A 26,928-nucleotide genomic window follows, 5' to 3' on the forward strand; every position below is an offset into this window, starting at 1 on the left:
CTCGACTGATCAAGCATATTTTGACTGATCAAGCATATTTCGGGTGCCTACGTTTTGACTGGCGTTGAAATATATCCGACGCTGGTGCAAATTACCGTTCTCGTCCCGCAGGGCAACGATCAGATCCTGATCCAGTAACGGGCGCGGAGAATCTTTCGGCATAATAAACTTAACATTATCGGCCCGCCCCAACACGACACCAAACGTTCCTGGCTCATAAGGGCTGGGCTTTTCGATACTCAGCCTCAAGGGCTGGTTGCCCATTACAGGGATCGTACGCAGAGCATCGTCAAATCCGGTTTTCCCGGTATTTTCATCGGGTAGCATCGGGCTTTCGAAGTAATACACGGTATAACTGAACATGATTTCCGTAGGCCGTTCGCTTTCCCAACGAATCATCGACCGATTGATCTCATTCATTGCCCCCGGGTGCGGCGGGAATTCCAGGGTGATAAACTTCTGCCCGCGGCACGTCAATAACCAGAAATCACCGCTGTTGAGTTCATAGTTCATCTGGTCTTCCACACTGCCCGTGGGTATGCCCCATAGCCGCTTCTCACGGGTAAAGCTGTACTCGAACACTCCGGGATCCACGGCGACTACGGTGATTTTCGTTCCCACACCGCCCCCCCCTGATTCTCCGGACCAATGCCAGGTATCGACATGGTCCTGCTGAAATCCGGCACTGAGGGCGGTGCTCTCGTTCTTCGCCGCCACGCTGAGCAGATAGAAGTACTGCTCGGTCAACGAATCGTCCTCTCCTGACGTAACAGGCGGCTCATCCGCGATCTTCGACTGGGTCGGGTTCCGAGGATCGGCGATAGCAAAATATTCGCTGGGCGTCTTGCGCACCTGCCATTCGAGCCCCGAAGGGACATCCTCGATACCCTCCTGGTCGGGCGGGATAATCTCCAGGAAATTCCGCCCGACATTGGTGGCCAGGCGCATACTCGCCCGCTCGGCCAGGCTCAGTTTGAAATACTTGAGCTCGCCTTCCACCAGGACGCCCTGGGTTTTGGTGGTCACGCGAACGCGCAACTGTTGATAACCGTTGCGCAACATCCGCCCCTGGCTCTCGTCAAACTCTCCGGCGGGTATTTCGATCTTGAACAGGGATAATTCCTTCCAGGTCGGCTCCGGCTCCGCCTGCGTCCTGTCGAGCAGGGCGATGTCCCGGAACAGCACCACGCCATGTCGCACCACCTCGCAGGCCAGCACCGTGGCCTCGCTGACGCCGCCCGCCGGTGCCGTGTAGCGGCCCTGCTGGTCGATACTGCCGACACCACTGAGAATCCTCCAGCGCCTGGGCACATCGGGCAGCACGCTCTCGTCGCTGCGCAATTGCACATTGGCGCCCCCCGCCAGGTGCGGGATGAAGGCCGGCTCGACGTGCAGGAAGGACTGCGCATTGTTCAAGACCAGCAGCGACTCAACCGACTGGACAGGCGCACCGGTCTCGCAGAGCACCCGCTGCAGGGACAGCGACTTGCCCCTGGCTTCAGCATTAGCGGTGAACCGCCAATGCGCCCCCTGATCAGTTTTCTGCAGGCTGCCATGCAAGGGGGCAAGCAGGCTGCAGGTGACGGTCTTGCCATCGTTGGCCGCCACGCTCAAGTCGATAGCGGCCTGCTGCGCCACATCCTGCACCTGCAGCGCCGGAGCCACTTCCAGGGACTCGAAATCCACTCGCAACAGGGCCGAGGCGTGGTAGTTGCCCACGGAGGCCGTCACCACCACCTCCAGATTGTGATAACCGATCCTTTGCGGTGACACGGCGGTGTAGAGACCGCTGCCATCGATCCGACCATGCCCCTCCAGGGAGTGGCTGCGCAGGCTGACCGCGCTCCAGGTCACCCCATTGGTGAGCGGCTTGCCCTGCCAGTCGAGCAACTGGAAACGCTGCTGCTGGCCGGCCTTGATGGCCGCGAACGCGGGCTGCACCACCACACTGGCGGTGGTCGGGCTGATCTGGCCCACCGCCAGCCAATCGTGCGGCGTGTGGGTCGACAGCACCTTGAAGTAGTTCTGCTCGGGGAACAACAGGCTTTCCGGCACCTCCAGGTCATCGCCCACCGCATAGGACAGCACCTCCCGCGACACCACCAGCGAGGCGGTGTACCTGGGTTGACCGCTGTCCAGATCGCTGGGGATCAGAATGGGAAAATCCTCGCCCAGTTCCTGCCCCCCCCCCTTGCCGCCCCGTACCTCGATCAGCGCCAGCACCACACCATCGCCTTCATTGGGAGCGCCCTTGATTCGCGCCCCCGGCTCCGCCTGGGTGCGCAGACGGAAGCGTTCCGGCGTCAGCTTGCGATAGCCTTTGAGGTTGATGCGCCCCAACTGGAAACTCGTCTGGCCGGGATCCAGTTCATTGAACCGCTGCTCGAAGAACGCGCCCAGGGCCTCCGCCTCCGGCGCCCCCAGCAAGTCGCAGGAAAATCGCGTGGCCCCGCGCAGGTCCATGGTGATACGGCCCTGGTGGTCGACCTCGGCCACCACCACCTTGAGGTCGACCCTCATGGTCACGCTGAAGCCCTGCTGCTGCGTGACATCGAACCGGGAACGCAATTGCAGCGCTGCACCCGCCTCGCGATGCCAGGTATGAATCTCGCCCGAGGTGATGGCCATGGTGACCGTGGCCGTGGAATCCCTGGATGTGGCGCTTTCGAACGACAGGCGGGGCGGCCCCAACCGCAGGGACTGCACCTGGATAACTTCGTCGTTCTGTTCACCCGTGCGGGTTTGACCACTGATATACGGCAGGAAACAGAACTGTTCGTAACGGGTGATATATTGCTGTTCCAGCAAATGGTTAAGCCGCACGCGGTTGCAGGAAAAAATCGCATCCCATCCGCGTGTGATCAACTTTCCTTGCATCATTGACAGCAGTTCGTTTAACCGGGCCATGATTGCGTACTCTCTCAAGTTTATGCGTCACATCCTGATGAAAACCGCCAGCCGCTTGGTTAGCGACGCAGGCGGCCAAGGACCTTTGCCGCGTTCGCCAGGGGCAGTGGCAGGATGAAATAGCCTTCCAGCGTGCCAATGACCGGGGCGTTGAAAACCGCGGTAATCAAGGCAAAGTGCGCCGTGCTCTCGGCGTCCGCCCGGTACAGCCCCTGTGAGTCGATGGTGCCGGGGCCGGCGAAGCCGATGCCCCACTCCACGCCGAGCTCGACGGGCACGCCATTGAGCGAGGCTTGCAACTGCACGCTGCCCGGAGTCGAGCCAGCGAAATCGGCGCTGATGTGCAGGAGCGAGGTGCGCTGCAGCACCACCACATGGCTGGAGGCCGTCTCGCCGCTGGCCGGGTCGGTCACGCTCACTTCATCGAGCACATAGGTTTTCCCCGCCACCGGCCCGGCCGCCGTATAGGTGCAGTGCCGCGAAGTCTCGTCGAGATCAAGCGTGCCACTTTCACCTTCGACCGGGTTCTCGATCTGCCACTCCAAGGGCCCGTCCCCCTGCGAGTACGCGGCCAACTCGACCTGCCCGCCCGGGTTGCACACCTGGATATCGGTGAGCACCCCAAGCGCCTGGCGCAGCACGGTAATGATCGTGACGCAGCTCTCGCGGCTCTGGGGGTCTTCGGCGCGCAGCAACACCTGGACCGAAGGCCGGGCTCCCAGGGTATGGCGTGGGGGTGCGCGGTAGTTTCCCTGCGCATCGATCGTCCCCGCGTTGCTGGCGTCGAGGTTATCCAGGGAGTACACCACCGATCGCTGTGGTTCGACGGAAAACTCCAGGCGCCCGCCCGCCAGCACGGAGGGGTTGGCCGGTACGATCCGTAGCGCGCCCGAAGGTGAGGCGAATGGGCCGAACGCGACATAATCACGGGGCATCGCGATCATCGAAGGTTGCAGCGGCAGGCTATCGGCCACGTCGGTGTGTTCGAGAAACACCGGCGCCGCCTCGGCCGTCATGCTTGTCGAGTAGCGTTCGAGCAGCGCCGTCTTCACGATATGTCCGACAAAAGCCACGATGCGCTGGCGCATATCCGCCGACACGTTGTCTGGCAAATCGATCGGCACGACGTCCGGCTCGCGGGACTGGGGCACGAACACTTCGCCTTCCACCCCCGCGCCAAATTCGTCGTTCACCAACTGGAACACCTGCTCCAGGCGCCAGGAAAACTCAACGGTATAGGTGGTCCAGGAGGTGTCGCTCTGTAGGCGATATTCCACCTTCACCGTGCCACGGGTCTGCCAGTGCTGCACCACCCGGGTCTCCTCGAAATCGGCCGACAGCGGCGTGTCGCCCTGCGTCGCCGAGAGTTCGAAGGCCTCGCTGCGGTACTCGTAGCGGTCATCCTTGTACTGGTTCACCGGGGGCACGCTGAACGCGCCGGCCTTGGCCCGGATGCCGGTTGCCCGGGCGCGACGGGCGCGGCCCCGCTGGTGGACGAATTCAAAATTATCGGCGCCGAAGGTATCCAGCAGCGCCACGGCGAAGCCGGCACGGCTGACCAGGCTGGCGGAAAACTGGGCGGCGAACTCGTAGTCCTGGCCGGGGTCGTTGGGGATCAGGTATTTGTAGCCCGAGTCATTGCTCGGCTTGTGGCCGGCTTGCCCATGGGCCATGGTTGAATACAGCAGCAGGGCCCCCTCTTCGGAACCGGGCTCGGGCGACTGGCTACCGATCTCGACCCGTTCGAGGTGCATGAACGGGTTGCCCTGGTCGGCAAAACCCACCAGCGGATAGCTGCTGCGCTCGCCCAGCGCTTGCAGTTGCTGCTTGAAAAAGTGCCCGCCGGCATCCCGCTCATTCTGCGTGTCAGCGTCCATGAATTGGAAAACGGCCCCCTCCTGCGCCAGGTCGCACACCACCTGTGCCTCCTGCCCGGCGCTGGCGGCGCGGAAGGTGATCGGCACGACGCCCTCCAACCGTGGGCCATCGAGCAGGCTGTAGGTCCCCAGCGAACGGACAGCGCCGTCGTGGGTGATGATTTTCTGGCCGCCGCTGAGTTGCAGGCTGACACTCAGGTTATTGGATACGTACGAAGCCTGGGCAAAAGACAGCACGGGGTAATCCAGGGCACAGTCGTTGAGGTGGTACTGGACCATCACCCCCGGCGTATCGGGTATTTCAAAAGAACCGCTGATGCCGCGCAAGGCGTTACCCAGGCTCAAGCGGGTCGCGTGCTGATCGCGCAATGCGGTATTGAGGGCACGCCCCGATAAAGCGAGCAAATGGTCCCAGTCATTGATGCGGCTGGTACCTTGCATCCAGCCCAACAGTTCCTCCAGCGAAAAACCGGCCATGTTCAATCTCCTGCTGATAACGGATCAGCGTGGATGAAATAGAGCTGTTCGTTTAAAAGTCGAACCGCGTTACGGATGAATCAACTGCTGCAATGCATTGGGAAACTCGATCAGCGGCAACGGCAGGATGATGTGGCCTTTGAAAGTGCCGAAGCCCGGTATCTCGTATTGCGCGATGATGCAGACGAACCGCGCATCGGCATTCGGGTCCGAGTGATAGAGGCCCGGGATATCCGCATCCATATGACCTGGCCCCTCGAATGCAATAAGCCACTCCACAACGCCCGTTACATCTTCAGCAACCTTGGCCTTGAGTTGTATCTGCCCTGGCGGAAGCTGGCCTGCATCGGGATCCGGCGATAGGGTGATCAGAGGATTCTGCTGCTTGACCAGCATATAGACCGACTGTGATTGCCCGTCGCAGGTCGCCACGACTTCGTCCAGCACATAGGTATCCGTCCCCGCTCCTGCCCCGGCAACATAGGTGTAGATGCCACCCTGCTGCTCGATCGTGCCGCTGCCGGGCCCCGGACTCTTGACCGTCACCTCGACGCTACCCTGCCCCAGTACCCCCACGCCCAGCTCGACTTTCTGATTGACACTGCAAACGGTGATCAGCGGGTTGATCGTCAGGGGATTGGCCACCACCGTTACCAGTGCCGAGCTGTAGAAGCTCGTCGTGGGATCGATCGCGGTGACCCGTACCCGGGTGAAACGGCCCTCGATCTGCCCGGCTTGCGGGGCCTGGTACACGCCAGTGGCAGGGTCGATGCTGCCGGGGTTGCGCGTGCGCAGGCAGAGGTCCTGCACTGTCCATTGCAAGCCGCTCATGACCGGTTGGGTCTGGAACCTGTGCGAGGCCCCCGCCGCCAACAGCGGTTCTGGCGTGGTGATTGCAAAATGGGTTTGTTGCGGGCTGATCCGACCAAAGAAACTGACATCGCCGGGAGAGTGAACTTCGTTGCCAACAATGGCATTACCAAAGTTGAGTTCAATATTTTCTTCGACGAACTCTCTGACTGAAAGGTTTGAGGGAATACGGTGTTTGAAGGCTGCTTCAATCGCATTCTTAAACGCGGGCCCCAGCAGGATTCTCAATAGAGCCTCACCCAAAAACAAGAAAACCGACCCTATGATATAAAGAATGAAAGTAGCAAATTGATCCGGCGTCAGCCACCCGGGACTGGCTTTTGAAGGGGGTACCCACTCGCTTGACGAAGCTGGCTCTTCGGTATCGGCCTCATAATTGAATGCCTTCAACCTGATTTCTCCGCCATCGTTCGTATCGACCAGTTCATAATCCGCCAGGATGGACAAACTGTAATATTTGAATAATTTACCCTCTTCAAGATCTCCAGGAGAAAGTTTCGGGTCACCCTCCCCTGGCTTTAAATTGATGGGTACAAAACCAGAGGCCTGTAGTCGGGCCGTCACGTCCTGCCCTTTGACTTCCAACACCAAAGCCTTGGCCAAGGGTATCGAGAAAGCATCGATCCCATAGGTCACTTCGGCCCAGGCCTCACGACCCAAAAATTTGTACACGAAACGTTCTGTAAGCTCCAGTGCCGGAATATCGAGTTTTCCTCCGTTCGATGTCGCCTTGATGAGTTCCTTGTCATCATTGAATTCGTAGGAAAAATCATAGGTACCAATCAAATCACCAAACGACTTGAGCAACTGCGCCATGATTACCCGTCCGCGGTTGAGCAATACCGTGGCGGAATAGTCCTTGTCCGCATCTTTCGGAATCAGGTAGCGAAAGCCGCTGTTCGGACCCGGGAAGCCACCCTCGTGACGGCCCTGCATACGCACGAAGGCCAGGATCGCCCCCTCTCCCTGCGCCCCACCTCGCTGGGTACGAAGGCCAAAGGATTGTGGCTGCATCAGCGGGTTCGCTCCCTCCTTGATCTCCCCTATGACCCATACCCGCTGATCATCGTCCAGTCGCTCGAACAGCTCCTTGAAAAACTTTCCTCCCTCGCTCTGTTCCAGTGGGTTCTCGGCGAAAGTCAGGCGAAAGTCGCTGCTTTTCTTCAGGTCCAGGCGGATGCGCCGGTCACCGTCGATCTGTCCCGGCACATCGACCAGCAGCAGCTTCAGGTACAGGCGGGGGCCTTGGCTGGGGGAGTACTCCTGGATCCGGGTCACCGTCCAGTGGTTGATGTCCCAAAGCAACGACAGCTGACTGCCTTCGACAATCGCCATCTCAAGGTTGGCCCGGGAATCGTTGAGATCCGTATCCTCATAGAACAAACGCGGTACATCCAGGGTGAAGTTGCTGATGGCCTCCATGAAATTATTGCCACTGGTGGGTACGAGTCCGCCAATTCCCGACAAGTAGGAGTTCTGGTCGAATCTCTCGATATATTGCTGCAGCAGCAGAGTATTGGTGACATCGCGCTGCAATGCGATAATCGCGTCCCAACCGAGCATGCGTTTCTCATCTTCCAGCCAAGCCAGCAGTTCAGCTTTTGTATATGTCGTAGTTGTCATGATCATGACCCCTGATACCGTTCAAAAACAGCAGACACTTATCCCAAGCACCGTCAATTCACAGAAAAGCCCTGCTCGTTAAAAACCGGCAAACACCTTGAAAGTACGGAGCATCACTCCAGCAACTTGAATGCTTTTACACCAAAAGACTTGTAGGAATTACCTTTATCGAAGCTGACTTCGAAGGTGACATCAAACTGCTCACCGATTCTCAATTGCTGGATAAAGTCACCAGAAACCTTCACCAGAACCTGGCCGTCGTAGAACTCGTCCTCGGTCACCGGTTCGCTCTCATCTCGCATCGTTCGGGAAACAGTCTCACCATCGCTGTCACGAATCCCCGAGATGTGCGCCTTGAGCAATTGCCCTTCGTCCATGAACTGCCAGTAGGACACCTTGAAGACCATGAACTGGCCCACCTGGCTCAGCCTGATACCATTTTGCCCATCGCTGACTTTCGGGCTTTCGGCCTGAAGCGACGGCCAGCCGCCCTCGAAATTCCTGATTTCCAAAACGAATGGCGGCGACCAGTGAGGATCGCTTTCACCGACGGGTACGACCGCATAACGGATCGTCACCCACTTGCCCAAGTCCGCCGGGATGACCCCGGAAACGATCTTGTATCGCCAATCGGAGCCATCAATGGGCCTGTCCACCTCGTGATCTCCGTCATGACCGCTCCATACCATCCAGCGTCTGTCACCGCGGGCGATCTCATCCTGTTCAGGTATATCGATAAGCACCCCATTTTGGGCATTGGACGCAGTGATCCAACCTTTGCGTATGCCGCTGCCATCATCGTCGTAGGGTTGGGCGTCCTTGACGACCGGCGCCAACAACCGTAGCTGCCTGCGTACCGTCAAGACCAGGGCATCAGAGCTGAGCGAAGCGCCGGCCCTTGCGTACTGGTAGCTCAAGCTGACCTCTTCGCCGTAATGCGCCTGCAACCAGCGGGCATCCAGGCGCAGTTCAAGGATGGCGCTCTCGACGTTGGTAATATCCAACTGCATCGAAAGCTGGATCGAGGAGTTCTCCCCATCGGCATACACCACCACCGTGTCGCCGACCTGCGGGTCGGCATAAGGTGGGATGCGCAGCGGTACGCCGAATGGGTAAAGCGAAGGGTCGATCTGCCCGCCGGCATGACCAACCACCGACAACAGGGGGAGCAGCGGCTCGCTGGGAGGCACACCGGCGATCCGCTGTTCGGCGGAGTATGTTTGTGGCGCAGCCGGATCCACCGGATCGGCATAGGTCACGCTGTAGCTCATCAACGCATAACCGTTCTTGATGATCTGCAACCGGGCATAGGGCAGGTGCCACTCCAGTGGATGCCCCACTTCCTCGGCACTGACGGTTTTGTAGTACGTTTCCACAATCGGAGTGGGGGAGCCGGGCCGGTAGCCTGCCCACACGAACGCCAGCTCATCGCCCTCCGCCATGGCCTGGTAGGGCACCGTCGTGAGGGTGGCGCCATCGAGTACCGGGTCGCTGTTCACGTCCACGCAGCGATCATGGGACTCTTTCAGGTGAGCGACCGGCAGCAGGAGGCGGGACATCCAGGGCCGTTTGCCGACATAAAAAAACAGCCGCAACGACTCATCGGTAAAGGTGTTGCCGCCATCCTCGGAGTAGCGATAGGAATAGAACACCTCGCCCTGGTCCAGCGCCACGACCTTGCTGTTGACGATGGGGATCGGCATCCAGGGGTCGCCGTTATCGTCGTACTCCAGGCGATCGTCCACATCCTGATTGGCCGTTTCATCGATCGCCTGGCCGTCCCTGGCACGGCCCCGCCATTGCGGAGCGATCAGATGGCCTTTGGCTATGCCGGGGTACTGGATGTAGGTCATCAGATCATCGCTGCCCAGGCTGTCGAGATCCAGGGCATTGTCACGGCTCAGCAGCGGAACGAGAGGGACAGGTGGGGTGATCTTGGTACTCATGGAATGGCGTCTCCGGTTTGACTCCCGTCATTGCTCGGGTCGCCGACACAGAGACTTCGACGTGTCGCGGATGAGTCTTTTGTACGCTGGTCGTAACAGGCTGCCTACTAGCAGAACTGCTAGGTTGCAAGAGACGGGCGGTCGGCTAGCGTCACCGTGCAACCCTGGAGGACTGGCGTCATGGCTCACTCAGCATCTGCAACTCACTGGGAAACTCGATCAGCGGTAACGGCAGGATGACGTGGCCTTTGAAAGTGCCGAAACCCGGTATCTCGTATTGCGCGATGATGCAGACGAACCGCGCATCGGCATTCGGCTGCGCGTGATAGAGGCCTGGGGCATCCGCATCCATCTGCCCTGGCCCGTCGAACGCGATGAGCCATTCCACATCCTTGGTGATATCCAGGCCATTGAACTCGGTCTTGAGTTGTATCTGCCCCGCCGACAGTTGGCCTGCATCGGTCACTGGCGATACGGTGAGGGCCGGATTCTGCTGCTTGACCAGCATGCAGGCCGATCGTGATTGCCCCTCGCAGGTCGCCACGACTTCGTCCAGTACATAGGTTTCCCTTTGCACTCGATCCCCAGCGACATAGGTGTACTGGCCATCTTGCTGCTCGATCGTGCCGCTGCCAGGCCCCGGACGCCTGACCGTTACCTCGACGCGGCCCTGCCCCAGTACCCCCAGACCCAGGTCGACCCGTTCATTGGGATCGCAAACGCTGATCAGCGGATTGATCGTCAGGGGGTTGGCCACCACCGTCACCAGGGCCGCGCTGCGAAAGTTCGTCGCCGGGTCCGTCGCGGTGACCCGCACCCGGGTGAAGCGGCCATCGATCTGCCCGGCTTGCGGGGCCTGGTACAGGCCGGTGGAAGGGTCGATGCTGCCCGGGTTGCGTGCGCTGCGGCGCAGGTCCTGCACCGTCCAGCGCAGGCCGCTGACGGCCGGTTGGGTCTGGAATGCATGGGAAGCCCCCGCCGCCAGCAGCGGCTCTGGCGTGGTGATTGCAAAATGGGTTTGTTGCGGGCTGACCCGGCCGAAGAAACCGACATCGCCGGGAGAATGAACCTCGTTGCCGACAATGGCATTGCCAAAATGCAGTTCAATGTTTTCTTCGACGAACTCTCTTACCGAAAGAGTTGAGGGAAAATGGCGCTCGAATGCTTCCTTGATTGCATTTTCAAACTCGGGACCGTCTATAATTCTTTTCGTGGCTGCAGCCGTGATCGCGGCACTCTGACTTTCTACATACTGTATGAAATACGCCAGCTCCTCTGGTTCCAAGCCTCCACGACTGACCTTTGAAGAGGGTGCCCATTCGCTGGGCGAACCTGACTCATCGGTAAAGGCCTCATACTTGAATGACTTCAGCCTAATCTCTCCGCCACCACTGCTGTCTACCAACTCATAATTCGCAAGAATGGACAGGTTGTAGTGCTGAGAGAAATCCCCGGAAAAATACTCGACATACATCGGTGGATCACTATCTTCCACACGGTAAAACTTGATAGGTATCTGACCACGAGCACGCAGCCGGACCGTCACTTCCTGCCCTTTGACTTCCAACACCAACGCATTAGCCAAGGGTATCGAAAAACTATCGAACCCAAAAATAATATTTATCCAGGCTATCCCGGAAGGAAAACCAAATTCGAAACGCTCTGTAAATCGCTGGTTCGGAATATCGAACTTTCCTCCGGTCGAGGTCGCCAAAATCAGCTCATTGTCCTGATCGAAGACGTAGGAAAAATCATCATCGCCCATCAATTCACCGAACGATTTGAGCAACTGCGCCATCATCACCCGCCCCCGGCTGAGCAATACCGTGGCGGAATAGTCCTTGCCCGCGTCCTTCGGAATCAGGTAGCGAAAACCGCTGCTCGCACCCGGAAAGCCACCTTCGTGCCGACCCTTCATACGCACGAAGGCCAGGATCGCCCCCTCGCCCGCTGCCCCACCCTGTTGTGTACGAAGACCAAAGGATTCCGGCTGCATCATCGGGTTGGTGCCCTCCTTGATCTCCCCCATGACCCAGATGCGCTGATCATCGGGCAGTTGCTCGAACAGCAGCTTGAAAAACCGGCCGCCCTCGAGCTGTTCCGACTGGGTCTTGGCGAAAGTCAGGCGAAAATCGCTGCTTTGCTTAAGGTCCAGACGGATGCGCCGGTCACCGTCGATCTCTCCCGGCACATCGGCCAGCAGCAGGTCCAGGTACAGGCGCGGGCCTTCGCTGGGGGAATACTCGGAAATCCGGGTCACCGCCCAGTGGTTGATGACTCGAAGCAGCGTCAACTGACTGCCTTCGACAATCGCCATCTCGAGATTGGCCCGGGAGTTGTCGAGCCCGGTGTCTTCAAAGAACAAACGCGGCACATCCAGGGTGAAGTTGCTGATGGCCTCCATGACATTATTGCCGCTGGTGGGGATGAAACCGCCAATCCCCGACCAGTAGGAAGCGCCCTGGTCAAAGTGCTCGATATATTGCTGCAGCAGCAGGGTATTGGTGGCATCGCGCTGTAACGCGATAATCGCATCCCAACCGAGCATGCGTTTTTCATCTTTCAACCAAGCCAATAATTCAGCTTTTGTATAAGTCGACGCCACCATGACCGTAGCTCCGTTATGATAGGGAACCCCACTTGAATAAGCGACTTCTACGCCTGGCCCAGCCCGGTGCCTACTAGTAGAACTGCTAGGTTTGTCCCGCCAAGCGATCTGTTACCGTGGATAACGAAGATTCGCCAATTATCGTTCCCATGTTCTCAACGAAACTTCCATACGGCTTAAAAACGGGCTGAAGTGTACTCGTCGGCGATATCGAGAGTGTTGGTCCGCGATCAATACAGAGGCTTACTTCCATGAGCAGCTCCACTTCCCTCCATTCGTCGGCACTGAATTTCATGCAGGCGATACAGAACGGTGTCGACCCGCGTACCGGGCAATACCGGATATCGCTCGACCTTTCGGAACTGCAAGCGAACCAGTTGCGCGGCCCGGCCTTTCCCCTGTCCCTGGCCTTCAGCGCGCTCAATCGCGAAGACCGTGGCTACGGCACCGGCTGGACTCTGCAACTGTCGGAGTACGCGCCGACGAGCCGGGTGCTGTCTCTCTATACCGGCGAGTTGCATATCGTCACCGGCAACGGCGCCAACGACGAACTGCTGATGCAGGCCAAGAAACTCGACAGTTTCCGCTTCTACAACTACCCGGCATCCGAACTGGGCAAGCGTCGCTACAAGGTGGTGCACAAGGACGGTCTGGTAGAAGTACTGGAGGAACATGGCCGCAACGAAATCATCGCCGTACCGGTGGAGATCCACTCGCCCCTGGGGCACAAGTTGACGCTGAGCTATGCACTGTTCAACAGCCAGCATCCCCGGCTCGAATCGATCAAGGATGAGAACGGCACGCCCATTCTCGAGATCAGGCGCGATACCGGTAGCCTCACCCTGGACCTGCATCCCGGCAGCGGCCCCAGTGGAGGCCCCCTGGCCCGCTACGTGCTGGGTTTCGATATCGGCACCGAGAACCACGTACGCAGTATCACCCTGCCGGCCGATAGCACGGGACAAACCGGTACCTGGCGCTTTGACTACGACTACCGCCATGAACACCTTGTCATCGTCGCCGTACAGAACCCGCTGGGTGGCAGCGAGAGCATCACCTACGGCGAAGACCACGCATTCCCCAACAGCGCCACGCGCAAACTGCCCAGGGTCACCCGGCACGAGCAGTATCCGGATGGCGATCCACAGAACCCCGACAAACTGGAAGTGCACTACAGCTATTCAGCGGACGGAAAGAACTTCCTGGGCAATACCCTGCCCATCAGTTGGAGCGGTACTTACCACGATCCGCTGATCTATCAGATGGCCGACTACATCTATGAAACCACGCAGACCCACTATCGAGGGGGAATTCCCGTGCGCAGCACCCTGCGCCAGTTCAACCGGTTTCATTCGCTCACCCTGGAACGCATCGAGCAGGGTAATACGATCCAGGAGACCCAGACAGACTACAACCTGGTCGGCGGCTCGGTCGTAGCCCAGCCGACGACCTACCAGTTGCCCATGAAAGTCGTCACCCGCTGGCGCCTGAAGAACGATGCCACGCGCCATCGCGAGGAAACCGAAAGCTTCGCCTACGACACTTCGGGCAATGAACTGAAACATACCCAGGCCAATGGCCAGATCAGGACCAGCAGCTACTTCCTCGCAGACGGCACCGAGGCCGACTGCCCGAGGGACCCTTATGGGTTTGTCCGCAAGCTCCGCAGCAGGACCATGAGCCCGGCAGTGTCCAGCGACTACGATGCCGCGCCCACCCTTAAGACATACTGCCGCTATATCGAGCAACAACCGCTGAGCGACAGCCGGCAGCCGCCCGTCACGGTGCTGGAAAGCGAAACCCTGGTGCAGGTGCATAACCCGGGCACGGCCCAGGAACGGGAAGAAACCCTGCAACAAACGCGCTTTGAATACCATGACGCGCCTGCTGATCGCTTTCTTCACGGCCAGCCCCGGCAACAGGCGATCACCCTCAATGGCATGACCACCCGGACCCGCTTCCACTATGAAGTAGTGAGTGGCGGTGGCGTGCCCGAACCAACCAGGCAGACCATGGAAATCCTGACCACCGATTTCGACGCGGCCAGCAGCACCACGATCCAGCAGCATGCGCTGCTCACCGGCTGGCTGCTGCTGGAACAGTCGAATGAAACCCGGATCCGCTACGAGTACGACAACCTGGGTCGACTCACCCGCGAAACCACAGCCCCAGGCACCGCCTTCGAGGCCTCTCGCCAGTATTCGTACAGTTTGTCCGGCGGGCTGGGCAAGTTCGGCAGCCAGACCATCGTCAGTACCCGCGAGATCACCACCCGAACCGTGTTCGACGGCCTGGGTCGAGCGTTTTACGAGGAGCGCGACCAGGTCCACGAGAATAACCAGGGACGGGTCGAGCCAACCTATGGCGCCCGTTTCGACGGCTTGGGCGACCTGATCGAAGAGACTCTGTGGGACTATTTCGAAGAGGATAAACAGGACTATGTCACCCGCTACCAGTATGACGACTGGGGCCGGCAATCCTGTGTCATCGACTCGGCGGGGGTCGAACAACATACCGACTTCAATCCCATCGGCGATCCGCTGAAATGGACCCGGGGGCCGATCCAGACCACCTGGCAGCAGAGCCCCGGGGCCAGGCCGTTGATCAGCGGCAAGAGCGAAACCTGGTTGAACCTGTTCGAAAAACCGGTGGAAGTGCACAGCCAGGATGCCCAGGGTGCAAGGCTTTCCAGCCGCAGCTTCCGCTATGACGGGCTGGGCAACTGCACCCGGCAGACCGATGAAAAAAAACGCGTGACCCGCTTCAGCTACGACCCCTGGTTGCGCATGCTCAGTACCACCCTGCCGGACAACACCACGGTGCGGCGCGCCTACGCAGAACATAGCCAGGCCGACTTGCCGACCTGGCTCAGCGTGCTGCGGGGAAGCGAGGAAACCGAAATCGGCACCCAACATTTCGACGGCCTGGAACGCCTTACCTGGACTCAAACCGGGCCCTACCGGGAAAGCTTCTTCTACCAGGGCGAACAGCTACAGCCCCATGAACGCATCACCGCCGCGGGCGAGTCGATCACCTATAAGTACAACCTGCAATTGACCGACGAACCCGAACGGCGCGAGGCCCCGGAAGAGTTGTCCACCTACGTCCACGACCCCCTCAGTGCCCTGCTGACCGCGGCGGAGAACTCGCAGGGTAAAAGGACCTACCGCTACTACCCGGATAACCGGTTGCGCCACGAAAGCTGGACCGACTCCCAGGGCAAGACCTGGGAAACCGAGCATGTCAGCTCGCTCAACGGATCACCGATCCGCCGCATCGACCGCAACGGCTCCAGCGAGTTCGTCAGCGAATACCACTATTACGGCGACGGGCGCCTGAAACTTATCGCCCAGGGTAACTTGCAGGCCAGCTTCCACTACGACCGCCTGGGTCGGCTCGAAAGCAGCACCACCACCGATACCGCCGCCGGCAGCCACCTGGTCACGACCCTGGGGTATGACGAACAGAACCGCGAGATCCTGCGCACCCAACAATTGGACGGCCACCCCACACGCCGGCTCGAACAGCGCTGGGATATCGACGGGCAACTCGGCAGCCGCCATCTGCAGCTCGATGACGGCCAGGGCAACCTGACCAGCCTGCTCAAGGAAACCTTCTTCTATGACCAGCGCGGGCGCCTGGAAGTGCACCGCTGCTCCGGCCTGACCCTGCCCAAGGGCGAAGACGGTCGCGCCATCAGCGAACAGGTCTATGTATTCGACCCGCTGGACAACATCACCCTGCGGCTGACCCGGTTCGCCGATGGTACGGACGAGATGTGCGAATACCACTACCGCAGCGACGATCCCTTCCAACTGACCGGTATCAGCCGCAGTCTCGATGGCCAGGCGGTGCAACGGCAGGACTTCGAGTACGACGCCAATGGCAACCTGCTCAACGACCTGCAGGGGCAACGGCTGTATTACGACAGCCAGAACCGCCTGCTGGAGGTTCGCGCCGCCAACCAGCAGCCCGTGAGCCAGTATCGCTATGACGGCCATGACCAGTTGCTGGCTTCCCAGGAGGCCAACCAGGAAGAAATCCTGCGTTTCTACCAGGGCGGGCAACTGAGCCATCTGGTGCAGGGCGACCGGCAAACCCACTTTCTCGAGAACCTGGGTCAGCAGCAACCCGGCGACCCCGACCAGACCCTGCTGCTGCTCAGCGACGGCAATGGCAGCGTGCTCGGAGAAGGCCAGAGCGGCCAGTTGCGCACGGCGGTCTATAACGCCTATGGCGAACGCAGCAGCGACGAAACGCTGCTCAGCCTCAAGGCCTTCAACGGCGAGCTGCGCGAAGCGGCCAGCGGCTGGTATCTGCTGGGAAGCGGCTACCGGGCCTACAACCCGCAACTGATGCGGTTCCATAGCCGCGATAACCTCAGCCCATTCGGCTCAGGCGGCCTGAACCCCTATTGCTACTGCCTGGGCAACCCGATCCTGATGACCGACCCCACTGGCCACGCCTCATCCACGGGCCGCACGCGCGTACCGAACGAAGACGAGCCCCCCGTACGGCGGCCGGATCCGCCGAAAAAGAACTGGATTGGCGTGATCATCGGCGCGGCCATGGTAGCGGTCTCCTTCGCGGTCGCGATAGGCACCCTGGGCAGCGCCACACCGGCCGCGGTGATAATCTCGGCAGTGGGCGTAGGGATGGCCGCCGGTGCCACGGTTTTCGAGGCTGTGGGTGTGGAAACCAGGAATGAGACCTTTAGCAAGGCCGCCTTTGGGATGGGAATAGCCTCAGCGGTTCTCAGTGTTGCCCATATAGCGGTGGCTGGGCTGGCAAGCACCGTCATGCGGGGCTCCGCCTCAGGCTACCGCTCCACCTCGGGCTTCAGTTGGTTGCTGGGTCATCAAGGAAGCTTTAGCCCAAAAATGCCAACAATAGTGCCAGAACCCGGCATTACAATACCAAGAGTGCAACCAATCAGTGCTGGTCTAGCTCAGTCTGCTTCGGCGGCGCCAACACCACTACCATCTCCACGCCCCATCCACAAGGTACCAGCATCAGGACCTGCTGCTTCTTCTGCTCCTAATAATGCCTCTGGCGGCTCTAATTTTGCTCCTCCGACAAATAATGGCGCTGGTTCAGGAGGGAGGGCTGCAAATCCCCCCCCTCCCAAGGCAGAAGTCCAGCAGCAAAGTCCATTTGACGAGTTCCTGCTAGAAATGAAGACAACACTTAAGAATACAACTCAAATGGGAGAACATAATGTACAGAATATAGAAACCGCGCTTAAAAATAAAAACTATGAGCTCAGAGCATTCCTCAAGTAGTTTTCCCGGAGACCAGACAAAGGTTCATTATCAGGCACAGCATCCACCCATGTTGTGCCTGATGCGTTTACATCCACACCCGGCAATACGCAGCCACCTCCCCCACATTGAGAACTCTCTCATATCCCCCGCCCCCCCCCCTCCCTAGACTCCCGCCCCGAGACACTTCCCTACAACACCGGCCTCTCAGTATCGCAGTGCACCCCGGGAGTCTCGCCTTACCCCCAAAAACGCCGGGCACTGCGCAGCAACAGGATCAGCATCGATGAAAACACCCTTGATCGCCCTCTCCCTCGGCCTGGCCGCCAGCCTGGCGGGCACACAGGCTTTCGCCAACACCGGCACCATCAATTTCGAAGGCAAGATCACCAGCAGCACCTGCCCGATCGAAGTGGTCAACCCCGAAGACGGCTCCATCAGCAACCAGGTCAAGATGGGCAGCGTCGACGCCGGCCGCTTCACCGCCCCCGGCCAGGAATACCGTGGCAAGGCCTTCGCCCTGCGCGTCGGGGACGCCTCCGCCTGTGGCGGTACCGCGGCGGAAGTGACCTTCAACGGCACCGCCGACCCCAGCGGCAACTACTTCTCCGTGGGCTCCGATCAGGATCCGAGCGTGGCCAAGGGTGTGGCCATCGTGATCCGCGACAAGACCGGCAGCTCGGTCGCCCCCGGCGGCACCTCCGCCGAATACGACCTGAACGCCAGCGGCCCGACCGACATGCTGTTCAACGCCTACTACCGCCGTACCGCCCCGGCCGGCAGCAGCGTGCTGCCCGGCAGCGCCTCGGCCGACGTGCTGTTCGTCGTCGCCGTCAACTGACCGGCCATTACCGCGTTCCCTGGCGGCGACGGCCAGCCGCGCCTGAACCTCGATCAAGCCAGGGCACTCCACGCTGTATTTCAGGCGCGAACCTCGCGCCTGTTCCAGAGGTACTGATCCATGCTCGGTTTCATTCCCCAGGTGGCGTCCTGGCGTCTTGCCGCCGGCGCCGGCACGGCCCTGTTGCTGCTGGCCTCGCACATCCCGTCCAGCCAGGCCGCCCTGAGCCTGAACGCCACGCGCGTGGTGTTCGACAGCGACAAACGCAACGTCTCGCTGATTGTCAACAACCCCAGCCAAAGCCCCTACGCGGTGCAGACCTGGGTCAACACCGCCGCAGACGACACCACCACCGCCGTGCCCTTCATGCCGTCGCCACCGTTGTTCCGGCTCAACCCCGGCAAGGAGCAGCAGGTTCAGATCAATGGCCTGCCCAACAACCTGCCGACCGATCGCGAGTCGCTGTTCTACTTCAACGTCCAGGAAATCCCCCAGGCCAGCGGCGTGCAAGGCAATGTGCTGAACATCGCCCTTCGCACCCGGATCAAGCTGTTCTACCGGCCCGTGCAGCTCAAGGAAAAACCCGGTAGCCGCCTCAAGGACCTGCAGTGGTCGGTCCGGCCCATCAATGGCAAACCGCACCTGCTGGTGCATAACCCGACGCCCTTTCACGTGTCGTTCAACCGCATCGAGTTGAGCGGCAACGGCCAAGTGGAAACCCTGAACAATCCGGCCATGGTCGAGCCGCTCAAGCAACAGCACTTCGCCCTGGATACGGTGAGACCGGCATCCGGCCTGCGCGTCAGCTTCAACGCCATCAATGACTACGGGGCCGTCAGCGCGCCCTTGCATGCGCCCGTGCAATCGACCCCCTGAGGCATGCCCTCCTGCCCTGCGTGAAAGCCATCATGACTCCATTCTTCCGAGACCGGCGGCCAGTCTGGCGCCAGCGTCTGCGTTACCTGCTGCCCGTAACCGGCGGTAGTGCCCTGTGGTTGGCCAGCCAATGCGCGCTGGCGGAACCGCCCATCGAGTTCCAATCCGGTTTTCTGCACCAGCACCCGGGATATGCCCAAGAGGCCGGCAGCCAGGCACTCAAGGCGCTGGGCCAGCAGAACGACCTGGGACCGGGACGCTACCGGGTCGAGTTGCTGATCAACCAGCGCCCCGCCGGCAGCCGGGAACTGGACTTCAGCCTGGACCCCAAGGGCAACCGCCTGCTGCCCTGCCTGTCCGCCGAGTTGCTCGGCACACTGGGCGTAAAACTCGACAGCCTGGCCGAAACCGCGCCTACGCCAGGCGGCTGCGTCGAGCTGGCCCGGGTCATTCCCGGCGCCGACAGCCACTTCGAGGGCAGCCAGTTGCGCCTGGAAATCTCCGTTCCACAGATCGCCATGCGCCGCGACGTCATCGGCTATATCGCACCGGAGCACTGGGAGACCGGCATCAATGCCGCCTTCGTCAACTATCAGCTCTCGACCCAGCAGAGCCGGCACCGCCTGGGGGGCTCCAGCCACAGCGACGACCTCTACCTCAACGGCGGCGTGAACCTCGGCGCCTGGCGTCTGCGCGGCAATCGTTCGCTGCGCCTGGACGACCAGGGTCGGCGGGAATGGAACAGCGCCTACAGCTATGCCCAGCGCGACCTGCCCGGCCTGAATGCGAACCTGACCCTGGGCGACACCTTCACCAGTGGCGATATTTTCAAGAGCCTGGCGTTTCGCGGGGCCATCATCGCCTCCGACCAGGACATGCTGCCGGACACCCTGCAAAGCTACGCGCCGATCATTCGCGGCACCGCCCAGAGCCGCGCCAAGCTCGAGATCCTGCAGAACGGCTACCCGATCTACTCCACCTTCGTCAGCCCCGGCCCCTATGAAATCGATGATCTCAGCACCGTGGCCAGCAGTGGCGAACTGGAGATCGTGCTGACCGAGGCCGACGGCCAGGTCCAGCGTTTCACCCAGTCCTATTCCACCTTGTCCAATCTGCTGCGCGAAGGGGTCTGGCGCTACAGCACAGCCATCGGGCGCCACAACGCCATCGGCTTCGACTCGGACGCGCCACTCTGGCAAGGCACCCTGGCCGTCGGCACCGGCTGGAGCTCGACCCTCTACGGCGGCCTGATGGGCAGCGATTTCTATCGCGCCGGCAACCTGGGCGTGGCCCGTGACCTGGGCTCGTTCGGCGCCCTGGCGCTGGACCTGACCCACTCCAGCGCGACCATCGACGCCCCGGCGACAGGCAAGGTGCAGGGGTTGAGCTATGCGATGAAATACGGCAAATCGTTCCAGACCGGCACCAACCTGCGCTTCGCCGGCTATCGCTATTCCACCGCCGGCTACCGCGACTTCGAGGAGGCCGTGCGCGAACGCGAACGCGATACCCGCTTCATCGGCAGCCGGCGCAGCCGCCTGGAGGCCAGTGTCTACCAGAAGGTCGGCCGGCAGAGTTCCCTCAACCTGACCGTGTCGCACCAGGATTACTGGCAGACCCACTACACCCAGCGCCAGTTTCAATTCGGCTTCAACACCCACCATCGTGGCGTTTCCTATAGCGTCTTCGCACAACAATCGCTGAGCGAAAGGCCCAATACCCGGGTGGGCGAGCAACGCCAGTTCGGTCTGAGCGTGTCGCTGCCACTGGATTTCGGCTCGTCGAGCATGCTCTCGTTCGACCTGCAGAACAGCGCCGGCCGCTCCAGCCAACGCAGCAGCCTGAGCGGTCAGGCCGACGACAACCGGATCAGTTACCGCACCAGCGTCAGCCGCGATGCCCATGACCGATACAACACCGCGCTGTCGCTGGGCTATCAGGGCGCCTCGGGCAACATCGGTGCCGGCCTGACCCAGGGCAGCAATTACCGCAACGCCTCGCTCAATGCCAGCGGCGCGCTGTTGCTGCATGCCGACGGCCTGGAAATGGGGCCCTATCTGGGTGAGACCGCGGCCCTGGTCGAGGTGCCGGATATCGCCGGCATCGGCGTGCAGAACGCCGCCGGGGTGATCACCAATGATCGTGGCTTTGCCCTGGTGCCTTATCTGCGCCCCTATCGCGCCAACACCCTGAGTCTGCAGACCGACCAGTTGGGCCCGGAGGTCGAGATCGACAATGGCACGGCCCAGGTGGTGCCGCGCCGGGGCGCGGTGGTCAAGACCCGGTTCGCGGCGCGCACGGTCAACCGCCTGTTGATCACCGCCCTGACCGCCCAGGGCAAGCCGCTGCCGTTCGGCGCCCAGGTCAGCGATGCCCACGGCAATCCACTCGGCACGGTCGGCCAGGCCGGCCAGGTGCTGCTCTCCATCGACCCGCAGGTTCAGCGCCTGGAAGTACGCTGGGGCGAGGACAACGGCCAGGGCTGCCCACTGTGGCTCGACCCGCAACAGCTGGAACAGACCCAGGGCTACTACGTGCAGACACTGACGTGCCAGACCTCGGAACCCACCGCCCCTTCAACGCAGGAAACGACATGAACCGATCGATACGAAAACTGCTGGCCGCCCTGCTGCTGGCGGCCGGCGGCCAGGCCGGGGCGGCCTTCGCCGGCAACGACAGCTGCTACTGGGAGATCGGTAGCGGGCCTCTGGCCTTCCAGGCGCAACTGGGTACCCTCTACGTTCCCCTGAATGCACCGCAGGGCAGTGTCATCGGCACCTTTGCCCGGCACACCTTCAGCAGCGGCGGCAGCTCGCAGTTGGGGTGCCGGATCGAAACCCCCGGCGTGGTGCTGAATTTCCAGGCACGGCCCAGTGTCGCGCTGTTCCCGGGCGACTTGCCGCCGGTCAATGGCGAGGATCTGAACGGCAAGGTATTCAATACCAATATTCCGGGCGTCGGGGCCTTTATCAAACTGGGATTCCCCTTCGACGGCAGCGGCCTGAACACCTTCATCCCGGTGGACGGCCGTCCGGTGGCGCCGTTCGACGCCTATCAGGACCAACCCACCGGCCACTTCGCCTTTTCCCTGCAGAGCCTGCGGGCCTGGGTCACCCTGATCAAGACCGGCCCGATTCCCGCCGGTCCCCATTCGCTGGATGGCAGCGAACTGTTCAGCGGCCAGTTCAGCGGCGTGGGCAAAGGCTTCAGTTTCGCCGCCCAGGGCACGGTGATCCAGGCTCAGTGCGGCACCACCGGCAACCCGGTGAGTGCCGACCCGGTACGGCTGGGCGAGTGGGACGCGGCCGACTTCAGCGGCCCGGGCTTTGGCACCCCGGCGGTGTCGTTCTCCATCACGCTCACCGGTTGCGAGGCCGACCCCGAAGACGAGAACGTCGCCATGGCGACCATCAGGCTCGATGGCGTTCGCGGCTCGCAACCGATCGACGAAGACCGCGGGATTTTCAGCCTGACCAGCGACTCCAGCGCCTCGGGGTTCGGCATCCAGGTCCTGCGCGGCGATGGCGTGACCCCGGTGGCCCTGGGCACCGAGGTGCCCATGACGCCGATCAGGCCCGGCACGACGGTGCTGGACTTCATGGCCCGCTTCTACCAGACCGAGGCTCGGGTGGAGCCCGGCAATGCCAGGGGAGCGCTGAATTTCACCATCACCTACCGCTAGAAACAGGTATCGGGCGTGTCAGGCGGTCAGCGTCGGAGTCGGAGTCGGATAGGGAAAGTCATACCAGGTCGCCTTGTTGTCGAAGCTGACGTACGGGCGGATCTCGAGCATTTCACCTATCTTGAAACGCTGCAGTGTAGCTTTCGAGATAGTGCCCGCCGGCACCGTCCCGGACGCGGGGACTGAAGCGGCCTCCAGTACCGTGATGGTTTCCTGCCCGCCGCCGGCGAGCAGCCCTATGACCCTCACCCGCAGGAATTGTGAGGTCGACAGGTACTTCCAACTGCCCAGGGTAAAGGTCGCCACGCCCCCGTCGACAATGCTCGAAAGCGGCAGCCGGTCGTTCGTGACCTTGTCGCACTGGATCATCGGCAGGTCGGTCAGGCTGGAAATGCTCAGTTGATGGACGGCGGAGGGCAGCGGATCGGGACGGCTGGGCACGCTGACGGCAAAGGAGACGGGAATGGTCTTTTTCAGATTGCGCGCGATGTATTCCCTTGGAATACGGTATTCGCGACCGCCGACGGTGGTCGGCGTGTCCGCCTGATAGAAACCGAAGGAACCCGGTTCGCCAAACAGCACCGCCGCGGTTTCATCCTCCGAGATCAGCGCATTTTGCGGGATGATCACGATGGCGCCATTCAGCACGACGTCGGCGGGGTTGGGGTTCAGTTGACTGGCCTGGGGACTGCCCGTGGCTTCCTTCACTCGGGGGTAGCTCAGGTCACGGGGTATTGGGGCGGCCTTGATATCCAGATCGACCCGCGCCGACAACTCGCTGCGATTGCCCGCGCGGTCCTCGACCCGATAGCGCGCATAACCTTCGCGGTCACCGAAATCGCGAAACGCCCGTCCCGGATACACCGCTTCCAGTACGGCAGGGACCGGATCAGGCACGGTCAACTGATCGACCCTCAGTTGATCCGGCTCGCCCGTTCCGGTTCTTTCATTCAGGTACCAGGTGATGACATCGCCCGGTCTGGGCCCGCCAGCAAGCGCATCGTAAGGGGGGATGATCGCCTTGACCTCATCGTTGTTTTCCGGACGCGCCAGGTAGGCGGCGGTCACGCCATTGAGGCGGATCTCGTCGGGGAAAATCGGTTTTTCGTCGGTCTGGTTCAACAGCGGCTTGGTTTTATCGATGGTCAGCGTGAGCTTCTGCGAGTCGAACTTCTCGCCGTTGGCCAGGGTCAGCTCATACATGACTTCATGCTGACCTTCGCCAAAGCCCTCCACCGGCGCCTCGAAGACCAGGTCCGTCTCCGGGACCGGAGCCGTCCATTGCCGGAAGCCAAATTCCGAACTGTCCCATCTGAGTCGCACCGACTCCGGGGTTTGCGGGGTCGGCACGGAGTTACCCCACATGGGGACGATAATCGTCAAAGGCCGGGTCAGCGCCGAAATCGGTAGCAGGTTTTCCTCGCCATTCGGAATGTCCGGCAGCGCGTCCGGAGCCCGCGGAGCCTTCGGTTCCTGGACCTGCTGGAGGGGGGAATGGTTTTTCGAACGCTTGGACTTCGACATTATCGCTCTCCTCGCCCCGGACAGGCAGCCGGGTATAGTGAACCTGACCGCCTGCGCCTTGACCTGTGAAGCTGTTGAACGCCCTGCCGCACGACTACTCAGGTGCGGATCGTCGTTTGCCCGCCGTGGTTTGCACCAGGCCGACCCGGCACTGCCTTACCACTTGTACTCGACGCCCAGATTCACGCCCCACGGCTGCTTGACCTGATTGCCATGGCTGTAGTCCAGGTCGGCATGCATCTGCACCTTGTCGCTGACCTTCATCGTCGCACCGCCACCCAGGGCCAGGCGCGAACCGGAGAGGTCGTTGTTGAAGGTGGTGTTGTTGACCCGCACGTCGTTGCGCTTGACGAACTCGTTGACCACCGCGGCCTTGAGATAGGGCTGCACGACCTGCCCGTCGCCCAGGTCGATATCGCGCCCGAACGTGGAACCCAGGGTGCCCAGCAGCGAACGGCCATGGTCGCCATGGGCCGTCATGCCATTGTCCAGCGCGTAGGACTTGCCCTGTACCGCCAGGGCCGCGACCTGGGCATAGGGCTCGACGAAATAGCCATCGTCGAGCTTGATATGCCGGCCGAACTCCAGGGTGGTGCCCACGCCGGTGGTGGCGTAGTTGCCCTTGGCCTTGGCGCCATCGCTGAGGCTGACGCTGGACGCGTTCTGGAAACGGTTGAGCTTGAGCACACCGTCGAAGTAGTAGCCGCTGTCGGCATCGAGCCAGGTGGCATAGGAGCCGATGTAGTAGCTGTCGACCTCGCCGGTGGTGCCATGCTTGATCTGCAGGTCGGAACGGCTGTAGCCGCCCAGCAGGCCGACCACCCACTGGCCATCGCCCAGGGCGGGCAACGGCGTGTCGACACCGAAGCTCAGGCCATGCTGGGTCTGCTTGTAGGCCATGCCCGAGTCGGCGGAGACATCGAAACGGTTGCCATAGGCGCGCATCCAGCCACCGGTCTGGCCGTTGTTCATGCGCACCTCGCCCATGCGGCTGCGCAGGGTGCTCAACTCGCCATACCAGGCGGTGCGCGAGGCGTCGAACAGCGAGAGGATCGAGTCGGTGCCGGGGCTGATGACCTTGCTCGAGGCATCCAGGTACCAATCGTTGGCACCGACCTTGATCAGGTCGTAGGAAAAGATCCCGAGGTCGACCCGGCCATTGAGCAGCGAGAACGACGCATCGCCGGCGGCGGCACGCACCACATGGATCTGCTTGTCGGACAACGGGTCGGCTCCGCTGCTGGCCACATCCAGGGTATGGCTGCCGGTGGCGGTGCCGGTGATATCCAGGAAGTCGGTACGGCCCGTGGCGAAATCGGTGTGCATGATGAAGTTGCCATTGCCGCTGAGGTTCTCCACCGACAGGGTGTAGAAGCTGCCCGGCTGGCCGAACTGCACCGAGCCGCCGCTCATGGCCAGGTTCTTCAGCTCGCCGTCCTCGACCATGATCCACTTGCCCTGGCTGTTGAGCGTCAGGGTGTCGACGTTTTGCAGGCGTCCGGTCAGGGTCGCAGCGTTCTGCAGGGTCACATTGGCGGTACTGCCTGCCTCGGCCACCACGTCACCGACCAGAGCGCTGTTGCTGACATCGAGATTCGCCTTGGCACCGTCGATCACTTGCAGCAGGAGGCCGTTACTGCCCACCAGCGTCGCGCCATTGCGGACGTTGATCGTCGACTCGTTGTTGCCTCCGGGGTTGTTGACCAGGATCGCCGCCCCGCTGAGGCCTTCGACATGGGTGCCATCGAGCGTCACCTGGGAACCGTTGGAGCTGCCTGCGGTATCGCCGAGGAGAAGTCCGTTGCGCCCGCCGGTGATCGAACCGCCGGTTGCCTGCAGGGTGCCGCCGAAAACCTGCACGCCATCGCTGGTGGCGCCGGACACCACGCTGTTGTTCAACACCAGGCTGCTGAGCCCACTCACCAATGCGCCGACGGTACCGCCCGCCAGAACACTGTCACTGACGATGGCCGTGGAACCGCTCCCCCCCGTCTCGCCGACAATCAGCGCGGTTCTATCACTGGTCACCGTGCTGCCGGCGGCGATCCTGGCGGTGGCGCCCCCTATCAGGGCAACGCCGGTCGCCGCCCCCCCGCTGACCTGAGTACCGCCAAGGTCAAGGCTGGTCCCCACATCCGCACTGATGCCGAGGGTCGAGGCGCCTGTCGCGGTGAGTACCGAAGTGCCCACCAGGCGATAGCTGTCCGGGGCGGTCGTGTGGTCGATGGTCAGATTCTCGTTGATCAGATCCCGCGCCTGAGCGGCGTTGCAGAACACCAGCAACGGTATGAACGTCAATGCGGCGGCCTTGCTCCATGAACAACGACGCCATAGGGAACGACGGGCCGGCGAACTGATCGCACGCACCAGTGGATTGAGGTTGAGCACAGAACCGACCGGCATAACGCCATCTGAAAATTGAAAATTCATTGATTT

The 26,928-nt window shown here is 61.2% G+C and carries 12 protein-coding genes; 5 read left to right on the forward strand and 7 right to left on the reverse strand.

Annotated features, from left to right (window positions below):
- Nucleotides 1–9: 9 nt before the first annotated feature.
- The 5 genes from PF66_RS13500 to PF66_RS13520 all read right to left on the reverse strand — a co-directional run bounded on the left by PF66_RS13500 (nt 10) and on the right by PF66_RS13520 (nt 12,308).
- Nucleotides 10–2,907 carry a hypothetical protein gene (locus PF66_RS13500; protein WP_152973014.1) on the reverse strand — a complete coding sequence of 966 codons (2,898 nt, stop codon included), beginning with the start codon at nt 2,905–2,907 and terminating at the stop codon, nt 10–12.
- A 59-nt stretch (nt 2,908–2,966) separates the two neighbouring features.
- Nucleotides 2,967–5,261 carry a hypothetical protein gene (locus PF66_RS13505; RefSeq protein ID WP_054062973.1) on the reverse strand — a complete coding sequence of 765 codons (2,295 nt, stop codon included), beginning with the start codon at nt 5,259–5,261 and terminating at the stop codon, nt 2,967–2,969.
- Between the two features lie 69 nt (nt 5,262–5,330).
- Nucleotides 5,331–7,760, reverse strand: a complete 2,430-nt coding sequence (locus PF66_RS13510; protein WP_152973015.1) for a hypothetical protein — start codon at nt 7,758–7,760, stop codon at nt 5,331–5,333.
- 107 nt (nt 7,761–7,867) lie between these two features.
- On the reverse strand, nt 7,868–9,700 hold the full coding sequence (locus tag PF66_RS13515) for a hypothetical protein (RefSeq protein WP_054062975.1): 1,833 nt from the start codon (nt 9,698–9,700) through the stop codon (nt 7,868–7,870).
- A 178-nt stretch (nt 9,701–9,878) separates the two neighbouring features.
- Nucleotides 9,879–12,308, reverse strand: a complete 2,430-nt coding sequence (locus PF66_RS13520) for a hypothetical protein (protein WP_152973016.1) — start codon at nt 12,306–12,308, stop codon at nt 9,879–9,881.
- Between the two features lie 251 nt (nt 12,309–12,559).
- Between PF66_RS13520 and PF66_RS13525 the strand changes: the two genes are divergently transcribed.
- From PF66_RS13525 to PF66_RS13545, 5 genes are all read left to right on the forward strand, one after another.
- Nucleotides 12,560–17,590: an RHS repeat-associated core domain-containing protein gene (locus tag PF66_RS13525; RefSeq protein WP_054062977.1), complete on the forward strand. Its 5,031-nt coding sequence runs from the start codon at nt 12,560–12,562 to the stop codon at nt 17,588–17,590.
- A 265-nt stretch (nt 17,591–17,855) separates the two neighbouring features.
- Nucleotides 17,856–18,410, forward strand: a complete 555-nt coding sequence (locus tag PF66_RS13530; protein ID WP_054062978.1) for a fimbrial protein — start codon at nt 17,856–17,858, stop codon at nt 18,408–18,410.
- Nucleotides 18,411–18,530: 120 nt separating this feature from the next.
- Nucleotides 18,531–19,286, forward strand: coding sequence for a fimbrial biogenesis chaperone (locus tag PF66_RS13535; protein ID WP_054062979.1), 756 nt, complete (start codon nt 18,531–18,533; stop codon nt 19,284–19,286).
- A 32-nt stretch (nt 19,287–19,318) separates the two neighbouring features.
- Nucleotides 19,319–21,883 (forward strand): fimbria/pilus outer membrane usher protein, encoded by a 2,565-nt coding sequence (locus PF66_RS13540; RefSeq protein WP_054062980.1) that lies wholly within the window; start codon nt 19,319–19,321, stop codon nt 21,881–21,883.
- Entirely contained in the window at nt 21,880–22,968 is a 1,089-nt protein-coding gene (locus PF66_RS13545; protein ID WP_054062981.1) for a fimbrial protein, read from the forward strand. Before PF66_RS13540 ends, PF66_RS13545 begins: the two co-directional genes overlap by 4 nt.
- An 18-nt stretch (nt 22,969–22,986) precedes the next feature.
- On the opposite strand, the gene PF66_RS13550 is transcribed toward PF66_RS13545, so the two are convergent.
- Both PF66_RS13550 and PF66_RS13555 read right to left on the reverse strand, forming a co-directional pair.
- The gene (locus PF66_RS13550) at nt 22,987–24,492 is read right to left on the reverse strand and encodes a hypothetical protein (RefSeq protein WP_054062982.1); all 1,506 of its coding nucleotides are present in this window, start codon (nt 24,490–24,492) and stop codon (nt 22,987–22,989) included.
- Between the two features lie 156 nt (nt 24,493–24,648).
- Complete coding sequence (locus tag PF66_RS13555) at nt 24,649–26,895, reverse strand: autotransporter outer membrane beta-barrel domain-containing protein (RefSeq protein ID WP_081009849.1); 2,247 nt, start codon at nt 26,893–26,895, stop codon at nt 24,649–24,651.
- Nucleotides 26,896–26,928: the final 33 nt, after the last annotated feature.

Source organism: Pseudomonas asplenii, assembly GCF_001293465.1.
GTDB lineage: Bacteria > Pseudomonadota > Gammaproteobacteria > Pseudomonadales > Pseudomonadaceae > Aquipseudomonas > Aquipseudomonas fuscovaginae_B.

Excerpts from the sequence above, each read along its gene's own strand:
- PF66_RS13500 (WP_152973014.1), bottom strand. The coding sequence starts at position 2,907 with ATGGCCCGGTTAAACGAACTGCTGTCAATGATGCAAGGAAAGTTGATC.
- PF66_RS13505 (WP_054062973.1), bottom strand. The coding sequence starts at position 5,261 with ATGGCCGGTTTTTCGCTGGAGGAACTGTTGGGCTGGATGCAAGGTACC.
- PF66_RS13510 (WP_152973015.1), bottom strand. The coding sequence starts at position 7,760 with ATGATCATGACAACTACGACATATACAAAAGCTGAACTGCTGGCTTGG.
- PF66_RS13515 (WP_054062975.1), bottom strand. The coding sequence starts at position 9,700 with ATGAGTACCAAGATCACCCCACCTGTCCCTCTCGTTCCGCTGCTGAGC.
- PF66_RS13520 (WP_152973016.1), bottom strand. The coding sequence starts at position 12,308 with ATGGTGGCGTCGACTTATACAAAAGCTGAATTATTGGCTTGGTTGAAA.
- PF66_RS13525 (WP_054062977.1), top strand. The coding sequence starts at position 12,560 with ATGAGCAGCTCCACTTCCCTCCATTCGTCGGCACTGAATTTCATGCAG.
- PF66_RS13530 (WP_054062978.1), top strand. The coding sequence starts at position 17,856 with ATGAAAACACCCTTGATCGCCCTCTCCCTCGGCCTGGCCGCCAGCCTG.
- PF66_RS13535 (WP_054062979.1), top strand. The coding sequence starts at position 18,531 with ATGCTCGGTTTCATTCCCCAGGTGGCGTCCTGGCGTCTTGCCGCCGGC.
- PF66_RS13540 (WP_054062980.1), top strand. The coding sequence starts at position 19,319 with ATGACTCCATTCTTCCGAGACCGGCGGCCAGTCTGGCGCCAGCGTCTG.
- PF66_RS13545 (WP_054062981.1), top strand. The coding sequence starts at position 21,880 with ATGAACCGATCGATACGAAAACTGCTGGCCGCCCTGCTGCTGGCGGCC.
- PF66_RS13550 (WP_054062982.1), bottom strand. The coding sequence starts at position 24,492 with ATGTCGAAGTCCAAGCGTTCGAAAAACCATTCCCCCCTCCAGCAGGTC.
- PF66_RS13555 (WP_081009849.1), bottom strand. The coding sequence starts at position 26,895 with ATGCCGGTCGGTTCTGTGCTCAACCTCAATCCACTGGTGCGTGCGATC.